Raw genomic sequence first — 18,930 nt, 5'->3', positions numbered from 1 at the left:
CGTCCTGCTGGTCTAGTCTCACGACGTGGACCTCTTGAGCATCATCGGGTGGGGTGGGTCGGCGCTCGTCGTCGTGTCGTTGCTGCAGACCCGCATCCTCCGGTTACGCGTACTGAACCTGATCGGCTGCGTCATTCTGGTCGGCTTCAACCTCGCCATCCCGGTCTGGCCGATGGTCGGGATGAACGCCGTCCTGGCCGTCATCAACGTCATCCAGCTGTGGCGCCTGCTCCGGCACCGGCACGACGACCACGAGTACGCCGTCCTGGAGGTGAACAGCTCCGACACCTACCTCCGCCACGTGCTGACCGCGCACCACAAGGACATCGCCAAGTTCAACCCGGCCTTCACCTCACCGGCCGGCCAGGCGTCGACCAGCCCGTACGCGTTCCTGGTCCAGCGCGGCGAGCGCACCGTCGGCGTCGTCCTGGCGCATGACGCCGGCTCCGGCCGTGCCCAGATCGACCTCGACTACGTCCTCCCGGAGTACCGCGACTTCACCCCCGGCGAGTTCGTCTATCGCCGCAGCGACGTCTTCACCGACCACGGCTTCCACCAGGTCGTCGCCCCACCCCGCATGCGCGACTCAGCCAACTACCTCAAGAAACTCGGCTTCCACCGAGAGGGCGACAACCTCGTCCTCGACCTGCCCGACTAGCTGCGATCTACAGACTGTCACTGATCGGTTGCGCTGAGGTCTTCACAGATTCATCATTACCTCTCAGTATTTTCTTCATGGCTGACCTCACCCGCAGAACCGTCCTCGGCGCGATCGGCGTCGCAGGTGTCGCCGCAGCAGCTCCGGCCAGCGCCTGGAGCACCGGTACTCCGAGGCTCCGCACCGCCGCCGACGCCTCGCCCACGCTGGTCCGTGGCGCCACCTTCCCGGAGGGGATCATGGCGGGCGTTCCACGCACCGACGGCGCCACGCTGTGGACGAGAGTTCCGTGTGGAGTCTTCGACGGGGACGCCGAGCTGGCTGTCGTGGTGTCGCAGCAACGCGACCTGAGCCGGCCGGAGATCGTCGCGACCGTGATCGCGGAGAAGCGGTGGGACGGCTGCGTGCACTTCCCGGCGACCGGGCTCACCGCCGGAGCGGAGTACTTCTACCAGTTCCGCGGGCAGGACACCGTGTCGCCGGTCGGCCGGTTCCAGACCTTGCGCCCGGCCGACTCGAACCAGCCGGTCCGGATCGGCTTCTTCACCTGCCAGGGCTTCACCGAGGGGTACTACGCGACCCATCGCCACCTCGCCGCCGAGGAGCTCGATCTGGTGGTCGGCCTCGGCGACTACGTCTACGAAGCGACCGTGCCCGGCGTACGGGGCATCGATCTCAACCTCTATCCACAGGTGCTGTCGAGCATGCGGGCGAAGTACACGCTGTATCGCAGTGACCCGAACCTGCGCGCGATGCACGCGCAGCACGCCTTCCTGCCGCTGTGGGACGACCACGAGTTCCGCAACAACTACAGCAAGGACAACTGGACGCTGCCGGAGCTGTTCTTCCAGGAGAAGAAGAGCGCGGCCTGGCACGCGTGGTTCGAGCGGATGCCGGTACCGCGGTACGGCGGCGACCTGACCCGCACCTATCGCTCGCTCAAGCTCGGCCGGACCGTCGAGTTGTTTGCCATCGACAACCGTCAGTACAAGGACGACCAGCCCTGCGAGGACGGTGGCAGCATCGTCTGCGCGGCCGCGGATGCGCCGGCCCGCAGCATGCTCGGTCCGGCGCAGAAGACCTGGCTGAAGGACGGGCTGCGCTCCTCGGGCGCTCGCTGGAAGGTGCTGGCCAACCCGAACATGATGATGGGCATGGTCACCGGTGCGGCCGGTGAGCGCGCCTTCATGGACACCTGGGACGGGTACGGCGCCGAGCGCACCGAGTTGCTGTCACTCGCGGCCGAGCGGGTGTCCGATCTGGTGATGGTGACCGGCGACGACCACGACACGTTCGCCGGCGAACTCTGGGACACCGGCTTCGCGCCAGGCTCACCGGGCGCGGGCAACCCGGGCGGGACGCGACGGGCCGGCGTCGAGTTCGTCGTACCGTCCGTGTCCTCGACCAACACCGGCGACACCAAGGGCGTCACCGGGGCGAAGGCCGAGGAGCAGAAGAGGCTGCAGTACAACCCGCATCTCAACCTGATCGACATGCGCCAGCACGGGTACGGCGTACTCGAGGTGACGCAGGACGAGGCCAAGCTCGCCTACCGAGCCGTCAACCGGCTGCAGGCCAACGCAGGCGTCAGCACCAGCTACCAGGCCCGGACTGCGCGCGGCAGCTCCACGGTAGAGGTGATCTGATTGACCAGTGACCTCATTGGAGAGGACGGCGGCCGCAGTCCGGGCGAGTGAGCTCGACCCGGTCGCCCTGCTCGAGCAGGCCACCCGGGGTCCACTGGCGGGGATCCCGGTACTGGTCAAAGAGATCATCGAGGTCGAAGGCATGCCCTACCGCTGCGGCTCTGCCGTCCACTCAAGCCTGATGCGCCACGTCCGCCTCCCCAACATCACCGGCCACCCCGCCATCACCATCCCCCTGAAAGCCCCCGGCCTCCCGGTAGGCCTCCAGCTCATCGCCAGAGACAACCAGAAGGCCAGCGCTGTTGCGGCATGGATCGAAGGTCAGTTGTAGAGGCGTACGTCGGCGAGGGACCACCAGTGGTCGCTGGTGCTGATGGAGGTGATGCGGACGTAGCGGGCGCGGGTGGGCGGCACGTCTACGTTGGTGAGTTGGCCGGTGCCCGTGCCTGAGGCCAGTGGTCGCCAGGTGGTGCCGTCGAAGCTGGTGGATACCTGCCAGCCGCGGGCGTAGTCCCCGGTGTTACCGCCGCTGTCGATCGCGACTCGGCGGAACTGCTTCGCCGTACCGAGGTCAGCCTGCACGTACTGCCCGGCAGCCTGTGCTGCCTTCGACTGCCAGACGGTGGAGCCGTCAGCGTCGAACGCCAGCGCAGCATCAGCAGCTGGTACTGCGCTCGCCGTCGCCCCCGCCAGCGACACAGGTGTCAGCACCGGCTTCAGCGAGCGCTCCCAGACGAACGTCCCGATCGCGCCACCGGGCAGCGTGTACTCGAAGGACTGGTCGCCAACAGCAACGGCAAAGCTCCGCGGCTCATCGTTCTCGTTGTGCACCAGCAGTGCGGTCGAGCCGTCCGGGTTGCGGAAGGCCGACGACATGAGCTGTCCGTTCCACCCGGTCGTCCCGTACGACGTACTGGCGATCCGCACCGCCCCAGTGCGCACGAACTTCGACAGGTGCCCGATCGTGTAGTACTCCGCGTCGGTGCTGACGCTGCCGTCCGGCTGGACCGTCACGAGCCCGGTGCAAGTGGTGCAGCCGCCGTTGTACGGGCCGCCCTTGTCGTCCAGCGCGATGTTCCAGTTGACGACCGACTTGGCCCAGTTGCGCGTAGTACCGAGCATCAGCGTGCGGGCGTGCCAGGTGAGGGTGCCACGGAAGATCTGCGCCGGAGTGTCGTTCGGTCCGTGCGATCCGGAGCACTCGGTGAACCAGATGCCCTTGTCCGGGAAGGTCTGCTGCAACGCGGTCTGCGCACTGGGGTCACCGGAGTAGCAGTGGTACGCCGTACCGGCCAGCCACTTGCCGGCTGGGCTGTTCAGCAGTTGGTACGGGTAGTCGGTCTCGGGGTCCTCACCGGGCGGGGTGTTGGCGACGTCGCCGGGGTGAGTCGACCAGTTGTGGTCGTAGCCGAGGATCTTCGTCCGCGGGCTGGCAGCGCGCAGTAGCGGGCCGAGCTGCGAGATCACCGCGGCCTGCTGGCGCACCGGCATGTCCGTGCCAGGGTAGCCGCTCGGCTTGCGGTGCTGCGGCTCGTTCTGCACCGAGATGAAGTCCACCGGTACGCCGGCCGCCTCGTACGCCTTCACGAACTTCACCAGGTAGCGCGCGTAGGCGTTGTAGATCGCCGGGTCGTCCTTGAGCCGGCCACCGACCAGCGAGTCGCCGGTCTTCATCCAGGCCGGCGGGCTCCACGGCGTGGCCATCACCTTGAGCGACGGGTTGAGCTGCTTGGCCCGGCGCAGCAGCGGAAGGATCTGTGCCTGGTCGTGCGCAATGGAGAAGTGCCGCAGCGGGAAGTCGGTCTGCCCGGCCGGTACGTCGTCGTACGTGTAGTGCCGCGGCGAGGCGGTGAAGTCCGACGAGCCGACCACCTGACGCAGGAAGCTGACCCCGATACCGCGCTCGCGGTCGAACAGCGAGCGCATCGTCTGCTCCCGCACGGCCGGCGTCAGCCGGTAGAGCACGCTCGCCGACGAGTCGGTGATCGAGGCGCCGAAGCCGTCCATCGTCTGGTACTGCGTGCCGGGGTCGACCGTGATGGTCGTCCGCGCGCTCTGCCCCTTGCCGAAGGCAACGGACGGCCGCTCGTGCAACAACTCGGCCCGGTCCGGGGTGGTCACCCAGACGCGTGCGGTGGTCTTCGCGGTGGGGCGTTCGGCCGCCTGGGCGCCGGCCGACAGGCCGCTGAGCAGGAGGGCGGAGCCGGCCACGACAGCACCGATCGCTGGTCTTTTCATCGTTCTCCTCAGGTCAACCCCGATGTAACAAATGAAACAAACACGCAACATTCGGCCTTCAGGAAACGCCGGTGGACCCAGGCTGTCAAGGTGATCTAGAGTGCGAGTTGTGAAACAAGGCGATGTAACAAATGCCAGCTAAAGTCACCGTGCGAGACATTGCGGCGGAGACCGGTGTCTCTATCGCGACGGTCTCGCGGGTGCTCAACCAGCAGGGCAACGTCGCGCCCCAGACGCGGGAATTGGTCGAGCGCGCGGTCGAACGGCTCGGCGTACGGGCGCCGAGTCCACGCGGCGGATCACCAAAGCCTGTCGGGGGAGCCGTCTACGTGCGCTGCCCGTACCTGCTGACCGACTACTTCGGGCTGATCGTCTCGTCGATCGCGGAGACGCTCGATCGCCACGACCGCCAGCTCGTCCTCAACGCGGGCGAAGCGACCCAGCACGACGCAGTACTGGCCAAGCTGCCCGGGCAACGCGACCTGGCCGGCGGGATCCTGATTCTGCCGCCGGAGTCGAGCGACGAGCTGATCCACCTGCGCGCCCGCCGCTTCCCGTTCGTCGTCGTCGACCCCCGTACTCCGCTGCCGCGCGACATCGCCGCCGTCTCGGCAGCGCATTTCGCCGGCGCGCGGCAGGTCACCTCACACCTGGTTCGTCTGGGGCACACCCGGATCGGCGTCATCGGCGGTCCGAGCGAATGGCTGGCCAGCGACGCCCGTCTCGGCGGCCACGCCGCGGCCCTCGCCGACGCCGGGATCCTGCCTGATCCGTCGCTGGTCCGCCCGATCCAGCCCACCACCGAACACGGCTACCGAGCCGCGGCCGAACTCCTGGACCTCCCGGAACGCCCCACAGCGCTCGTCGCCTTCAACGACAAGGCCGCGGTAGGAGCCCTCCAAGCCGCCGCCGACCGCGGCCTCGCCGTACCGGACGACCTATCGATCGCCGGCTTCGACGACATCGACGTGAGCCGCGCGACCAGTCCCCGCCTGACCACGGTTCGCCAGCCGCTCCGGGAAATGGGTCGCATGGCTGTCAGCCTCCTGATCCGCCTCCTGAGTCACCACGAGGTAGAAGCCCTCCACGTGGAACTGGCCACCGAACTGGTGACCCGCGACTCCACCGGACCGGCTAGGCATCCCGCTTGAGGAACGTTGCCGCCGACACCAAATGTGCGACGGCCAGCCACCCGACGAGGACCGCCGAGCCCTGCAGGACGGTGAGTCCGTCGTCCGCGCCCTGGTAAAGCCGCATTCCCGCGCTGTCGGGGAGGTAGGAAGCGGCCGTGGTGATGTTGCGCAGTAACGGGGAGACGATCAGTACCAGGGTGGCCATGGCGACGACCGCGGCGAGCAGGTTGCGCGTCAGGGTCACGATGGCCGCCGCGAAAAGCCCGATGAGGACGAGGTACGCGACCGCGCCGAGCAGGGCGGCTAAATCACCGACAGGCTGGTCACTGGAAAGCTGGACCGCTACGAAAACCACGGTAACGGTAAGGATTGCGGCTGCTAGTGCCGTCACGCCGTAGGCAACCGCTTTGCCTGTCAGCAAGGCCAGCCGGTTCGGCATGCTCAGCAGCGTGGTGTGGATCTGGCTGCCGGCGTACTCGCTGCCGACCGTGAGGACACCCAGCAGGATGAAACCGACTTGGGCGTACTGGATTGTTTGCAGGGGTGTCTCGTCGTTGGTGGCGAGGAGGACCGAAAGACCGGTTGTGCAGAACAGGGTCACGCCGAGCGTGATGGACACGGCCGGAAGACTGCGCAGCTTGAGTAGTTCCGCCGCGCAGACAGCCCGGAAGTCGTTCGTCACCACCTCAAGCGTCCCGCCGGGCGAAGATCCAGCCGGCCGCCACCAGCAGCACCGCGGTCCAGCCGGCCATCACCAGCGCACCGGTGGCCGGACCGAGCATGTTGTCGGCGGGATACTGCCTGGTGAAGCTCTGCGCCCCCGCGACATCGGGCAAGTACCTCGCCAGCGGCGTGACCTTGGTGAGCAGGTACGACACGGACACCATCGACGAGTTGACGATCAGCACGACCAGCGGGATCACACCGCTGCGGGTGACGGCCGTGACCGCCAGCGCGATCAGCGCGGAGCACACCCAGTAGGCGATCGCGCCGGCGATCCGCCAGCCGGACTGGTCCAGCACGGTGCCGAAGGAGCGGCCGTGCTCGCCGAGGACAGCTTGGGTCACCGCGAGCCCGCTAAGGATGCTGACCATCGCGATCAGCGTGGTCAAGACGGCGACCACGACTGCCTTCGCTGTTAGGAGGACACCACGCCGCGGAACGCTGGTCAGGCTCACCAGGATCTGCCGGCCGGCACCGGCGTCCTTTCGGTTCGGCGTGTACTCGCTGCTCATGATGACGACGGCGAGCACCGCCATTCCGATCACGCCGGGCCCGACGATCTCGAAGCCGGCGTCGAGCGGGGAGGAGTTGCGGAAAGCGTCCGTGTCACCGCGGTCCATCGCCGCGCGGCGCGTGCTCGCTGCCAGTGCCGAGAGACCGATGGTCCCCACCGTGGCGAGCGCGATGCCGACGTAGACCGAGGGCAGCGAGAACGTCTTCCGCAGCTCCGCGGCGGTCTGGTTCAGCATGCCCGCGCCTCCGGTCCCGCATCCTTGGCCGGAGTCAGTGGATCGGTGAGGGCGAAGAACGCGTCCTCGAGCGACGCGTGGCCGGCCGTGACCTCGGCGAGCGATCCGTCCGCGACCACCCGACCGGCCGTGATCACGACCAGGTGGGTGGCCGTTTCCGCCATCTCGCTCATCAGGTGACTTGAGACCAGCACGGTGCGCCCGCCCGCGGCGTACTCGGTGAGGAAGCGGCGGATCCAGCGGATGCCTTCGGGATCCAGGCCGTTCACCGGCTCGTCCAGCACCAGGACCTCGGGCTCACCTAGCAACGCGGTCGCGATGCCGAGGCGCTGACCCATGCCCAGTGAGTACTTGCCGACCCGCTTGCCGGCTGCGTCGGAGAGTCCGGTCAGGTCGAGCACCTCGTCGACCCTGCACTGGCGGATACCGTTGCTGCGGGCAACCCAAGACAGATGCGCCCGGGCGGTCCGGGAGCGGTGCGCGCCACTGCCGTCCAGCAACGAGCCGACGGTGCGCAGCGGATTCCTCAACTCCCGGTACGGGCGGCCGCCGATCAGGGCGGTGCCGGCGTCGGCAGAGTCGAGCCCGAGCAGGACCCGCAGCGTGGAGGACTTCCCGGCGCCGTTGGGACCGAGGAACCCGGTCACCCGGCCGGCCGCGGCGGTGAAACTTATGTTGTCAACGGCAACCTTCTTGCCATGGCGTTTGGTCAGCGTGGTGATGTCGATCATGGCCATCAAGATGCCGTGCCGGCATCGGCCGCCGCATCGGCCAAAGGTTGACAGTCAGCGGCCGGCGAAGCCCGACTCGTAGGCCAGGATGACCAGCTGGGTCCGGTCCCGGACACCCAGCTTGACGAACAACCGGCTCAGGTACGTCTTCACCGTCGCCTTGCTGAGGAACAGGTCGTCGGCGATCTCCTCGTTCGACAGCCCGCGCACGATCGCGCCGACCACGTCGCGCTCCCGCTCGGTCAGCGCCGCGAACGGATCCGGTCGCGGCCGGCGGGCGGCGAAGCCGGCGATCATCCGCCGGGTCACCTCCGGCGCCAGCATCGCGTTGCCTTCGTGCACGGTGTGGATCGCCCGGAGGATCTCGCCGGCCGGCGCGTTCTTGAGCAAGAAGCCGGAAGCGCCGGCGTGCAGCGCCTCGTAGACGTACTCGTCGAGATCGAAGGTGGTCAGCATGATCACCTTGGTCCGCGGATGCCGAGCACAGATCGACCTGGTTGCCGCCAGACCGTCCAGCACCGGCATCCGGATGTCCATCAGGACCACAGCGGGCCGCAACCGGTTCGCCGCATCGATGGCCAGCTGACCGTTGGCCGCCTCGCCGACCGCGGACAGCAGCGGATCGTCGTCGATCAGTTCACGCAGCGAAGTACGAAGAAGCTCCTGATCCTCCGCCACCAAAACCCCAACGGGTTCAGCCACCGGTCACCTCCTGCCGCCCCACCGGAAGCGTCGCCCGCACCAGAAACCCACCGTCGGTCCGAGGCCCGGCGGCGAAGGTGCCACCAAGCAACTCCACCCGCTCCCGCAACCCAACCAGCCCATAACCGCCTTCCCCCGCCCCGACTTCCGACGACAACACCGCGCCTTGGCCCGCTCGGCCTTCCGCCGACCGCGCTCCGGCTCGGGGCGACAGCGCTTCGGCATCCCCGGATCGGCCTTCCGCCGATTGCGTGCCCGCGCCGTCGTCGTCGATCTCGACCAGGACGTCGCCGTCCAAGCCAGTGACGGCTACGCGGCAGCGCGAACCTGGTGCATGCCGTGCGGAGTTCGTGAGGCACTCCTGCGTGATCCGGTAGACGGCCAGTCCGATCGCCGGCGGTACGTCGTCCACAGCGGTCACCCTCAACGTCACCTCGGTCCCAGTACTACGAACCCGCTCAACCAGACCGGCGAGCTGACCCAACCCGGGCAACGGCTCCCGCTCAGCGGTCTCGCCTCCGTCCCGGATCGCACCCAACGCGACCCGCAGCTCGTCGAGCGCTTCCCGGCTGGTCTGCTCGATCCGCTGCAACTTGCCTCGCAGCCGCCCGGCGTCATCCGCATCGACGCGCGCCGCGACTCCCGCGGCGACCGAGATCGCGCCGAGCGAGTGCGAGACGACATCATGCACCTCGCGCGCCACCCGAAGCCGCTCGGCCGCAACCGCCCGGTCCTTCTCGGCGGAGACCCTGCGTTCGACCTCCAGCAGTCGGCGCCCAGTGGACGTACCGAGCGCCCAGGCGCCGGCCAACGCCACCAAACTCAGCGTCACATAGCGGGCAGCGTCCTGCCCCTCCGGACTTCCGACCATGGCGACCGCGGCGACCACCGCGGCGAAAAGCGCGGAGGCCATCGACGGGAACCGCCCGGTGCTCTTCTGGATCGCGACCGGGTACAGAGTCCAGGCGGCGGCGATGAACGGATCCTGCGTGAGATGAAGCGCGGCCCCCACAAAGGTCGCAGTCCCCACCAGCGCGAACGCGGCCGAGGGCGCCCAGGACCGAAGCAGCATGCCGACCGTCAGCACCGCGATCAGCGCTAAGTGCACGGTCAGCGACCAGCCGGACCCATCGTCCAGCGGCAGCCAGAACACCGCGACGCAGAGAGCCGTCATCCCCAGCTGCAAGCCGAGCCGCGCGAACCGGGTCATCGCCCCACTCTAGTTTCGACGGGTAGCGCCGCGGTGTGGACCAGCGGGCGCGGAGTGCGCTGGCGCACCTGACCAGAACCGGTGGGTTCGTCCCCAGAGCGGCGACCCTGAACAGGGAATAACTTGTTCAAGCTCGCCACTTCCTGTTCAAGCCCACCACTTCCGGTTCAAGCCGACCACATGTGGGCGCTCAGAGCTGCCGGAGTGCCTGCAAGGCGGCGATGAAGTGGTTGACCAGTTCCTCGGCCGAGGTCGGGCGGTCGGCTTCGGGGAGGCCGGACCACTCGATGGCCAGGTCCTCGACGTACGCGAGCCACGCGTGCACGGTCATCCGGTCGCGGGAGGCCGGCCGGTCGGCCTCGGCTGCTGAGTCGAGGAGCTCCAGCACTCGGGTGGTGAGGCCGGCGCGGGTGGCGGCGTAGACCTCGACTACGAAGTTGTCGCCGCCGGCGGCGCCGCGGACGAAGGAGATGTAGGAGTCCCGGCGTCGCGTCACGAAGGCGACGAAGGAGAGCAGCATCTGGCGGAGCTGCTCGTCCGCGGGCAACGAAGGGTCCGGCTTGGTGACCCGGAGCAGTCGGCGGCCGGCCGCGCTCATCACCTCGACATAAAAGTCGCGCTTCGTCGGGAAGTAGTGGAACAGCAGTCCGCGCGAGATCCCCGCCTCGGCTGCGACCGCGTCGATCGACAGGTCGTGGATCGGCTGGGTCCGCAACATCATCAACCCGATGCCGACCAGCTGCTTGCGGCGATCCTCCGCACTCAACCGCCGGCGCCGCCCGTCCACCGACTTATCCACAAGACTGTCCACAGGCTGCGGATGCGCGGGGCTGCCGGGATTCACGCTATTGAGCATTGCTCAGTAAGTGCGCTACCGTCAAGAACAGCCGACCGAGGAGACGTGATGGGCTTCGAACCGTCCGCGAGGGCGCAGCAGTTGATCGAGCAGGTCGCCGAGTTCATCCGGACCGAGATCGAGCCGGTGGAGCCTGAGCTGCACGCCGCGACCAAGGCGGCCGCCGATCCGTGGCAACCACAGCCCGCCTTCAAAGAACTCCAGGCGAAGGCGCGCAAGCAGGGTCTGTGGAACCTCTTCCTCCCGCCGGCCGAGCCCGGCAACGCGCAGTACGGCGCCAGTTCAGAGGAAGGGCTGAGCAACCTCGACTACGCGCCGATCGCGGAGCTGACCGGCCGGTCGTTCATCGCGCCGTACGTGTTCAACTGCAACGCGCCCGACACCGGCAACATGGAAGTTCTGCTCCGCTACGGCAGCGACGAGCAGAAGAAGCGGTGGCTGGAGCCGTTGCTGGACGGCGCGATCCGGTCCGCGTTCTGCATGACCGAGCCCGACGTGGCCTCGTCCGACGCGACCAACATGGCAGCCACCGCGATCGTGGACGGCGACGAGGTCGTGCTCAACGGACGCAAGTGGTGGAGCACCGGCGTCGGCCACCCGGACTGCGAACTGCTCATCTTCATGGGCCTCACCGACCCGGACGCCCACCGGTACGCGCGGCACACGATGGTGCTCGTCCCGCGTGACACCCCTGGCGTGAAGGTCGAGCGGCTGCTCCCCGCCATGGGCCGGTACGACGAACCGCACGGCCACGGCGAGGTTTCGTTCACCGATGTCCGGGTGCCGGTCGCCAACATCCTGGTCGGACCCGGTCGTGCGTTCGAGATCGCCCAGGGACGGCTCGGCCCGGGTCGCGTGCACCACTGCATGCGGCTGATCGGGCTAGCGGAGAAGTCGCTCGAGCTCGCACTCCAGCGCGGTACCAGCCGTACTGCGTTCGGCAAGCCGCTGGTCAACCTCGGTGGCAACCGTGAGCGGATCGCCGACGCGCGGATCGCGATCAACCAGGCGCGGCTGCTCGTGCTGCAGACGGCGTACCTGCTGGACACGAAGGGCCTGGCCGGCGCGTTGAGCGAGGTCAGCCAGATCAAGGTCGCCGTACCGCGGATGGCGCAGGACGTGATCGACATGGCGATCCAGTTGCACGGTGGCGGCGGGCTGTCCGACGACTTCCCGCTGGCCGGGGCGTGGACGAGTGCGCGGGCTCTGCGCCTGGCCGACGGGCCGGACGAGGTGCATCGTGGAGTGATCGCGAAGCTCGAACTGGCGAAGTACAAGGAGTCCGAATGAGCAGGGTTCTCGTGACCGGTGGCGCGAGTGGACTGGGGGAGGCGCTCGTCGCCCGGTTTGTTGCTGATGGCCACCAAGTGCTCTGTACCGACTTGGCGGCCGAGTCGCGGGTGCCGGACGGAGCGCAGTACCGGCAGCTGAATGTGCGTGACGCGGACGACTGGGACAAGGCGGTCGCGTGGTGCGAGGAGCACTGGGGCGGCCTCGACATCCTGGTGAACAATGCCGGGATCGCCACCGGCGGCCGGATCGACGTCGAGTCGCTGGACGAGTGGGATCGCGTCGTCGACATCAACCTGATGGGCGTCGTCCGCGGCTGCCGCGCCTTCACGCCGCTGTTCAAACGGCAACGCTCGGGCCACATCGTCAACACGGCCTCCGCGGCCGGGCTGGTGCACCCGCCGATGATGAGCTCGTACAACACGGTCAAGGCCGGCGTGGTCGCGCTCTCGGAGACGCTCTCCCACGAACTGCACCCGTACGGCGTGACCGTGTCCGTCGTCTGCCCGTCCTTCTTCCGCACCAACCTCGCGGACTCGATCCAGGGCGCCGACACCGAGATGAACACCACCGCCCGCAAGCTGATCGAGAAGTCACCCCGCACCGCGGACGAGATCGCCGCCAACGTCCTGACCGGCATCAAGAAACAACAGTTCCTGATCATCCCCGACCGCCCAGCCCTGATGGCCTGGCGCACCAAACGCTTCGCCCGCCCCCTGTACGACCGCCAGATGCGCAAAATAGCCGCCCGAGCCCGAACCCGATCCGAGGCAGCCCCCGGAGACCGGTAAATGGCCACATCAGTAGAAGGCGCCCGCCCAGTCCGCGAAGAGGACGCCTTCGACGTACCCGCGGTGGACGGCTGGCTCCGGCAGCAGACGACGCTCTCGGACGGCCTCCCCGAAGTGCGGCAGTTCTCCGGTGGGGCGTCCAACCTCACCTACCTCCTGCGGTATCCGGATCGCGATCTGATTCTGCGTCGGCCGCCGACGGGCACCAAAGCCAAGGGTGCGCACGACATGGGACGGGAGTTTCGGATTCAGCAAGGGCTCAAGCCGGTGTTTCCGCAGCTGCCGGGGATGGTTGCCTACTGCAACGATGACACCGTGATCGGGTCTGAGTTCTATGTGATGGAGCGGGTGGCCGGGATCATCCCGCGGCCGGCGGAGCTGGGGGTTGAGCTCACACCTGAGCAGACTCGACAGCTTGGGTTCACGTTGGTGGACACGTTGCTGGATCTGCATCGGGTGGATCCGGTGGCGGCTGGGCTCGGCGATCTCGGTAAAGGGGAGGGGTACGTCGAGCGGCAGGTTGGTGGGTGGAGCAACCGGTACCGCAAGGCGAAGACCTGGAACGTGCCGAGTTTTGAGAAGGTGATGGCTTGGCTGGAGGCGAATCGGCCGGCTGATACCAGGATCTGTGTGATCCACAACGACTTCCGGCTCGACAACGTGGTGCTGGACCCGGAAGACCCGCTCAAGATCGTCGGGGTGCTCGACTGGGAGTTGGCGACGCTCGGGGATCCGTTGATGGATCTTGGCAGCGCGCTCGCCTATTGGGTCCAGGCCGACGACGATTGGGCTTTCCGGCGGTTCAAGATGCAACCGTCCGACGTACCGGGGATGATCAGCCGGGACGAGATCGTTCGCTACTACTGCGAGAAGTCCGGGCTCGACGCGTCCAACTGGGCGTTCTACGAAGTGTTCGGGTTGTTCCGGCTCGCCGTGATCGCGCAGCAGATCTACTACCGCTACCACCACAAGCAGACCCGCAATCCCCGGTTCAGGAATCTCTGGCTGCCGGTCAACCTCCTAGAGCGGCGCTGCCGCAAGATCATGAGTCGCTGAATGCCCACCATTTACCTCATCCGGCACGCGCAGGCGTCGTTCGGCCGCAGTGACTACGACCGGCTCTCGCCCCAGGGTGAGCAGCAGGCCGCGGTACTGGGCGAAGCGCTCGCCGAGCGCGGTCTCAAGCCGTCCCTCGTCGTCAGGGGCGCGATGCGCCGGCATGCGCAGACGGCCGAGATCGCGCTGCGGGCAGCGGGCCTCGACGTACCGGTCGAGGTCGACGAAGGGCTCAACGAGTTCGACCACGACCAGGTGATCGTCGCGTACAAGCCCGCCTACAAGCGCCGCGCGGTACTGCTCGCCGACCTCGCCCGCTCCGGTCACCCGGCGCGGGCGTTCCAGGAGATGTTCAGCGCCGCCACCCAGCGCTGGGTCGAGGGCGAGGGCTATCCAGAGTCCTTCGCCGCCTTCTGCCAACGCTCGGAAGACGCAGTACGCCGTACTGCGGCCCGTGTCGGCAAAGGCGAGACCGCTTTCGTCTTCACCTCCGGCGGCCCGATCGCGGCCGTCGCGAGCCGGCTCCTCGCCGGGTCCGACGACCTCTGGCTCAAGCTCAACCCGGTCACCATCAACACCGCGATCACCAAGCTCACCTCCGGGCGCAGCGGCCTGACCGTGGTCAGCTACAACGACCACGGCCACCTCGACGGCACCGAACTGCTCACCTACCGATAGGGCCACCTGATGCGACGCAACATCCTGATCACCGGGGCGAGCTCGGGACTCGGCGAGGAGATGGCCCGGCAGTTCGCCGCCAAAGGACACAACCTCGCGCTGACCGCCCGTCGCGAGGACCGGCTGAAGGCGCTGCAGGCCGAGCTGACCGCAGCCCATCCCAACGCCACCATCCTGGTCCACCCGCTCGACGTGAACGATCACGCCGCGGTCTTCGAGACCTTCAAGAAGACAGACGCCGAGCTGCCGCTGGACCGGATCATCGTGAACGCCGGCATCGGCAAGGGCGCGCCCCTCGGCACTGGCCGGTTCGACGCGAACCTGATCACCGCCCAGACCAATTTCACCGCCGTCCTCGCCCAAGCGGAAGCCGCCCTCGAGCTGTTCCGGCCCAGAAACACCGGTCACCTCGTCTTCATCTCGTCAGTGGCCGCGGTGCGTGGGATGCCGAAGTCGGTCACCACGTACGCCGCCACCAAGGCCGCCGTCGCGACGCTCGCTGAGGGGCTGCGGCTGGAGCTGCTCGGCAAGCCCATCAAGGTGAGCACCATCTTCCCTGGTTACATCCGGTCCGAGCTGAACGAGCACGTGGCGAAGACGCCGCTGATCGTCGACACCGTGCCCGGCGTCCGCGCGATGGTCGCCGCGATCGAGGCGGAGAAGGCCAAGGCGTTCGTGCCGTCCTGGCCCTGGGTGCCGATGGCAAGGATTCTCGAGTTCGCTCCACTGCCGCTGCTGAAGAGGATGATCTGAATGCGCTGGGGTCTGACCGTTCCGCTGACCGGGGTTTCGTTGCGGGACCACAAGCCGCTGATCACCGAGCTGGCTTCGCTGGGCTACACCGATCTCTGGTCGGCCGAGGTCGCCGGGGCGGACGCGTTCACGCCGTTGGTCCTGGCTTCGGAGTGGGATGACCGACTCCGGCTCGGCACCGCCGTCGTACCGGTTCACACCAGGGGACCGGCTGCGCTGGCGATGAGTGCGGCCGCGTTGGCCGACCTCGCGCCCGGACGGTTCGTGCTGGGCATCGGGGCCTCTTCGGAGACCATCGTGACCGGCTGGAACGGGATCGCTTACGACCCGCCGCTCGCGCGCACTCGCGACGTACTGCGCTTCCTGCGGTCGGCGTTCGCGGGGGAGAAGGTCGACGGGGAGTTCGACAGCTTCACGATCAAGCGGTTCCGGCTGGAGAAGGCGCCGGACGTCCCGCCCGCGATCATGCTCGCCGCGCTTCGGCCGCAGATGCTGCGGCTGGCCGCCCGGGAGGCGGACGGAGCGATCACCAACTGGCTGTCGGCCGACGACGTGCGCCAGGTCCGGGCCGAGTTGGGCGACGGCAAGGAGCTCGCCGCGCGGATCTTCGTCTGTGTCACCGAGGACGCCGAGATGGCCCGCAACATCGGCCGGTTCCTGATCGCGACCTACCTGACCGTGCCCGGCTACGCCGCGTTCCACGACTGGCTCGGCCGCGGCGAGGCGATGAAGCCGATGCGCGACGCCTGGGCCGCGGGCGATCGCAACGCCGCGATGGCCGCCGTACCGCTCGACGTGATCGACGACCTGGTCGTCCACGGCTCGGCCGCCGACTGCCGCGCGCAGATCAACCAGTACGTCGCCAACGGCCTCGACACCCCGATCCTCGCCACCCTGCCGACCGGCGACAACCTGCTGGAGACCGCACGCGCCCTGGCCGTCAACTGATCAGCGCGACAACCGTAGTACCGGCGGCGAAGGCTCCTCGGCGTACCTGGTCGAACAACGCGTACATCATCTTCGCCTCGTAGACCCAGTCGAGCCGGGGACCGTGCCGCGCCTCGAAGTCGTCCACAAACCCGTCCAACTCCGGCGTGCGCTTCGCATACCCACCGAAGTGATACCCATCCTCGAGCCGCCAGTTCCCAACCCGTTGCCCGTACGCCGCCCGCTGCAACCCGGCAACGTCAGCTTCGAGCGACGCCTTCAGCACCGGTACGCCGATCGCCACCTGCCGCGGCTCGAGTCCAGCGGCGACCCCGGCCAACGTCCCACCCGTGCCGACCGCGCAGACCAGTACGTCGAACGGCTCCGCGATCTCCGCCGGCAACTCAGCACACCCGAGCAACGCCGCCGTATTGCTGCCCCCTTCAGGGATCAAGTAGAAGTCCCCGAACTCCCTGCGCAGTCGGTTGATCACCTCATCGGAGCTCCTCGCCCGGTACGACGTCCTGTCGAGATAGGTGAGCCGCATCCCGTGCTGCTCCGCATAGGCCAGCGATGGATTGAGCGGCAGGTGCTCCTCACCGCGAACCACACCGATCGTCGCGAAGCCGCCGAAGTGGCCGACAGCAGCAGTCGCGCGGAGGTGGTTCGAGTAGGCGCCACCAAAGGTGAGCAGCGTACGAGCCCCAAGGTCTCGAGCAGCAGCCACGTTGTACTTCAGCTTGCGCCACTTGTTGCCTGGGACCTCCGGATGGATCAGATCGTCACGCTTCAGCAGCACCCGGATGTCACCCAGCCGTTCGTCACGCAGCTCGGCCAGTGGTGAGGGCAGTCGAAGCTCGATCAACGAACCGCTCCGGTGCTCAGGAAGGTGACAGGCTGAAGGCCCGGATGCAGCTGCTCTGGACGATCACCATGCCACTCATCTTCTTCCCGTTGGTGGTCCCGGAGATCGTGAGCAGGTAAGGGTCCTGACCGACGGCCACGTCGGAGGCGACCAGGTTCGTCGGTGACTTGATCCAGGTCTTGATCAGGATCGGGACGATCTCCTTGGTGTCCTCGCACGCCATCGCGGCCGCCGCGTCGGTGTTGCCGGCGTTCAGCCGGCTGACGAAGGTGGCGGCCAGGCTAGCCGCGCCGGCCGCGTTGGTGACCTTGCCTCCCGGCTTGGTCGGTGCGGGCTGGGTTGGCTTGGTCGTCGCCGTCGGCGGCACTCTCGAAGGTGCTGTCGACGGCACCTTGGAGGGCACCGTCGTCGGGACGGACCGTTGCGGCAGCGTCGGGGGCACCGTGCTCGCCGGCGAACTGACCGGGGGAGCCGCAGGCGCGGGGCCACCGCCGCTGCCGCTCTCACTGGCGGTCAGGCGATATGCCACCAGGCCGCCGATCCCCAGGATGACAGCGAGCAGAATCATGATGACGACGATGATCAGCCCGGCCCGGCTCCTGCGCGGCGGTCCGCCGTACTGCGGAGCTGCCCAGTTCCCGCCCTGCGGCTGGTACGGCTGCGACTGCCAGCCCGGGTTCTGACCAGGGCGATCCTGAGGCCTCGGGTCCGAAGGGCCGGGCGGCGGGGGGTAGCTCACAGCCCCAAGTGTGACAGCGAGCGGTCCATTCCGGGGCGTGCCGGAGGCTGCGGTGCGCGGCGCCGTGCAGCAGACTGTTCCGGTGACCGATCGTTCACGGGTAGTCAGGGCATTCGTCGTCGCCCTGGTGGTGGGCCTTGCGCTGGGTTTCGCGACCCAGCACCTGCAGGCCCACCTGCCAGGCAACTGGAACACCTTGGCCAACTCGGGCGTCGTCTGGGTCGTCTTCGCCTTCACAGTCACCGCCGTACTACGCCTGCCGCCGGGCTGGTCCGCAGTACTCGGCTTCATCACCCTCGTGGGTGCTCTGGCCGGGTACTACGCGTCGGCTCGCTTCATCGACGACGTCACCAGTTCCGCGTCGACCATGGCGGTCTGGTTGTTCGCCGCGCTCGTGGGCGGTCCCGTCTTCGGGGTCGCAGGCAGCTGGTGGAGCGCGGCCGGCCAGGTACGGAGTACAGGGAGCTGGTTGAGCACTGGTGGCAGCTCGTTGCGCTACGAAGGACGGTTCTGGCAGCTCCGCCGGCCGGTCGTCGCGGTGGCGCTGCTGAGTGGAGCTTTCCTTGCCGAGGGCATCTATTTCCTCTGGCAGGTGGAGAACAAGCACGCCTCCGGCCTGGTGGAGGTCGTGCTCGCGGTCCTGGCCCCGATGATGCTCGCCCGAACCAACCGCGACCGGCTGACCGGCTTGCTCCTACTGTTCCCACTCGGCCTACTGGGCATGGCCTTCTACCGCCTACTCAACGCCCTGCTGGCCGCCTAGGCGAGGCGGTGCTCCTCCAGCCAGGTGGTGGCTCGGCGTTTGGAGGCGCGGGAGAGCCAGGCGTCCTGGATGACCTCGGTGAGTTCCTGCAGGGTCAGCTCGCCCAGGCGGCTGGCGCGGACCAGGACGGAGAGGTGGCCGTCGAAGTGCGGCGTGGTGAAGAACGGGTTGCTTTCGTCCGACACCAGCGCGAGCTTGTCCTCCTCGGTCGGCACCCAGAAGACGATCACGTCGTCGTAGCGCTCGCCCGTCTCCGGATCGAACGCGTCCGGCCGGGGCGTCCGGAAGAACACGAACGACTTGCCACCGACCTGGTAGACCGGGTTCTCCCCGCCACCCTTCTCAACCGTCACGTGCGGCATCCCCGACGCGACGGCGTGCACGTCCGCCACCCGGGCTTTCCGGCTTCGCTTGGCTGCCAT

21 protein-coding genes are annotated in these 18,930 nt (G+C 67.8%); 11 read left to right on the top strand and 10 right to left on the bottom strand.

Going from position 1 to position 18,930, the window contains the following annotated elements:
- The first annotated feature begins 25 nt into the window (after positions 1-25).
- The 3 genes from ACQPYM_RS41725 (at position 26) to ACQPYM_RS41715 (ending at position 2,635) form a co-directional block, all read left to right on the top strand.
- Positions 26-658, top strand: coding sequence for a hypothetical protein (locus ACQPYM_RS41725; RefSeq protein WP_433012823.1), 633 nt, complete (start codon positions 26-28; stop codon positions 656-658).
- A gap of 77 nt (positions 659-735) precedes the next feature.
- Positions 736-2,304, top strand: a complete 1,569-nt coding sequence (locus tag ACQPYM_RS41720) for an alkaline phosphatase D family protein (RefSeq protein WP_433012821.1) — start codon at positions 736-738, stop codon at positions 2,302-2,304.
- A 7-nt stretch (positions 2,305-2,311) separates the two neighbouring features.
- On the top strand, positions 2,312-2,635 hold the full coding sequence (locus tag ACQPYM_RS41715; protein ID WP_433012819.1) for an amidase family protein: 324 nt from the start codon (positions 2,312-2,314) through the stop codon (positions 2,633-2,635).
- Here ACQPYM_RS41715 and ACQPYM_RS41710 read toward each other — a convergent pair.
- A complete protein-coding gene (locus ACQPYM_RS41710; protein WP_433012817.1) occupies positions 2,626-4,542 on the bottom strand; it encodes a discoidin domain-containing protein in 1,917 nt (638 codons plus the stop codon). The genes ACQPYM_RS41715 and ACQPYM_RS41710 overlap by 10 nt on opposite strands.
- A gap of 149 nt (positions 4,543-4,691) precedes the next feature.
- Here ACQPYM_RS41710 and ACQPYM_RS41705 point away from each other — a divergent pair, with 149 nt between their 5' ends.
- The gene (locus ACQPYM_RS41705) at positions 4,692-5,693 is read left to right on the top strand and encodes a LacI family DNA-binding transcriptional regulator (protein WP_433012815.1); all 1,002 of its coding nucleotides are present in this window, start codon (positions 4,692-4,694) and stop codon (positions 5,691-5,693) included.
- Here ACQPYM_RS41705 and ACQPYM_RS41700 read toward each other — a convergent pair.
- The 6 genes from ACQPYM_RS41700 to ACQPYM_RS41675 form a co-directional block, all read right to left on the bottom strand.
- Positions 5,677-6,357, bottom strand: coding sequence for a hypothetical protein (locus ACQPYM_RS41700; protein ID WP_433012813.1), 681 nt, complete (start codon positions 6,355-6,357; stop codon positions 5,677-5,679). The two genes, ACQPYM_RS41705 and ACQPYM_RS41700, sit on opposite strands and share 17 nt — an antisense overlap.
- Before the next feature lie 4 nt (positions 6,358-6,361).
- Positions 6,362-7,147, bottom strand: a complete 786-nt coding sequence (locus ACQPYM_RS41695; RefSeq protein WP_433012811.1) for a hypothetical protein — start codon at positions 7,145-7,147, stop codon at positions 6,362-6,364.
- The gene (locus ACQPYM_RS41690; RefSeq protein ID WP_433012809.1) at positions 7,141-7,878 is read right to left on the bottom strand and encodes an ABC transporter ATP-binding protein; all 738 of its coding nucleotides are present in this window, start codon (positions 7,876-7,878) and stop codon (positions 7,141-7,143) included. Before ACQPYM_RS41690 ends, ACQPYM_RS41695 begins: the two co-directional genes overlap by 7 nt.
- A gap of 54 nt (positions 7,879-7,932) precedes the next feature.
- Positions 7,933-8,580 carry a response regulator transcription factor gene (locus ACQPYM_RS41685; protein WP_433012807.1) on the bottom strand — a complete coding sequence of 216 codons (648 nt, stop codon included), beginning with the start codon at positions 8,578-8,580 and terminating at the stop codon, positions 7,933-7,935.
- Positions 8,573-9,790 (bottom strand): sensor histidine kinase, encoded by a 1,218-nt coding sequence (locus tag ACQPYM_RS41680; RefSeq protein WP_433012805.1) that lies wholly within the window; start codon positions 9,788-9,790, stop codon positions 8,573-8,575. Before ACQPYM_RS41680 ends, ACQPYM_RS41685 begins: the two co-directional genes overlap by 8 nt.
- Before the next feature lie 190 nt (positions 9,791-9,980).
- Positions 9,981-10,589 (bottom strand): TetR/AcrR family transcriptional regulator, encoded by a 609-nt coding sequence (locus tag ACQPYM_RS41675; protein ID WP_433012803.1) that lies wholly within the window; start codon positions 10,587-10,589, stop codon positions 9,981-9,983.
- Between the two features lie 105 nt (positions 10,590-10,694).
- Here ACQPYM_RS41675 and ACQPYM_RS41670 point away from each other — a divergent pair, with 105 nt between their 5' ends.
- Genes ACQPYM_RS41670 through ACQPYM_RS41645 form a run of 6 tightly spaced genes read left to right on the top strand, consistent with a single transcriptional unit; the run spans position 10,695 to position 16,162 of the window.
- Positions 10,695-11,936 carry an acyl-CoA dehydrogenase family protein gene (locus tag ACQPYM_RS41670; RefSeq protein WP_433012801.1) on the top strand — a complete coding sequence of 414 codons (1,242 nt, stop codon included), beginning with the start codon at positions 10,695-10,697 and terminating at the stop codon, positions 11,934-11,936.
- Positions 11,933-12,727, top strand: a complete 795-nt coding sequence (locus ACQPYM_RS41665; protein ID WP_433012799.1) for an SDR family NAD(P)-dependent oxidoreductase — start codon at positions 11,933-11,935, stop codon at positions 12,725-12,727. Before ACQPYM_RS41670 ends, ACQPYM_RS41665 begins: the two co-directional genes overlap by 4 nt.
- Complete coding sequence (locus tag ACQPYM_RS41660; protein WP_433012797.1) at positions 12,728-13,783, top strand: phosphotransferase family protein; 1,056 nt, start codon at positions 12,728-12,730, stop codon at positions 13,781-13,783.
- Entirely contained in the window at positions 13,784-14,461 is a 678-nt protein-coding gene (locus ACQPYM_RS41655) for a histidine phosphatase family protein (protein WP_433012795.1), read from the top strand.
- A gap of 9 nt (positions 14,462-14,470) precedes the next feature.
- On the top strand, positions 14,471-15,214 hold the full coding sequence (locus tag ACQPYM_RS41650; RefSeq protein WP_433012793.1) for an SDR family oxidoreductase: 744 nt from the start codon (positions 14,471-14,473) through the stop codon (positions 15,212-15,214).
- Positions 15,215-16,162: an LLM class F420-dependent oxidoreductase gene (locus ACQPYM_RS41645; protein WP_433012791.1), complete on the top strand. Its 948-nt coding sequence runs from the start codon at positions 15,215-15,217 to the stop codon at positions 16,160-16,162.
- Here the strand turns inward: ACQPYM_RS41645 and ACQPYM_RS41640 are convergent.
- The gene (locus ACQPYM_RS41640) at positions 16,155-17,006 is read right to left on the bottom strand and encodes a 1-aminocyclopropane-1-carboxylate deaminase/D-cysteine desulfhydrase (RefSeq protein WP_433012789.1); all 852 of its coding nucleotides are present in this window, start codon (positions 17,004-17,006) and stop codon (positions 16,155-16,157) included. The two genes, ACQPYM_RS41645 and ACQPYM_RS41640, sit on opposite strands and share 8 nt — an antisense overlap.
- Positions 17,007-17,022: 16 nt before the next feature.
- Positions 17,023-17,745 carry a hypothetical protein gene (locus tag ACQPYM_RS41635; RefSeq protein ID WP_433012787.1) on the bottom strand — a complete coding sequence of 241 codons (723 nt, stop codon included), beginning with the start codon at positions 17,743-17,745 and terminating at the stop codon, positions 17,023-17,025.
- 82 nt (positions 17,746-17,827) lie between these two features.
- On the opposite strand from ACQPYM_RS41635, the gene ACQPYM_RS41630 reads away from it, so the two are divergent.
- Positions 17,828-18,508: a DUF6518 family protein gene (locus ACQPYM_RS41630; RefSeq protein WP_433012785.1), complete on the top strand. Its 681-nt coding sequence runs from the start codon at positions 17,828-17,830 to the stop codon at positions 18,506-18,508.
- Here the strand turns inward: ACQPYM_RS41630 and ACQPYM_RS41625 are convergent.
- A complete protein-coding gene (locus ACQPYM_RS41625; protein ID WP_433012783.1) occupies positions 18,505-18,930 on the bottom strand; it encodes an MmcQ/YjbR family DNA-binding protein in 426 nt (141 codons plus the stop codon). The genes ACQPYM_RS41630 and ACQPYM_RS41625 overlap by 4 nt on opposite strands.

It is taken from the genome of Kribbella sp. CA-294648 (assembly GCF_050943845.1).
Lineage (GTDB): Bacteria > Actinomycetota > Actinomycetes > Propionibacteriales > Kribbellaceae > Kribbella.
Note: the sequence above shows the minus strand (reverse complement) of the source record. Positions and strands in the feature narration are given on the sequence as shown.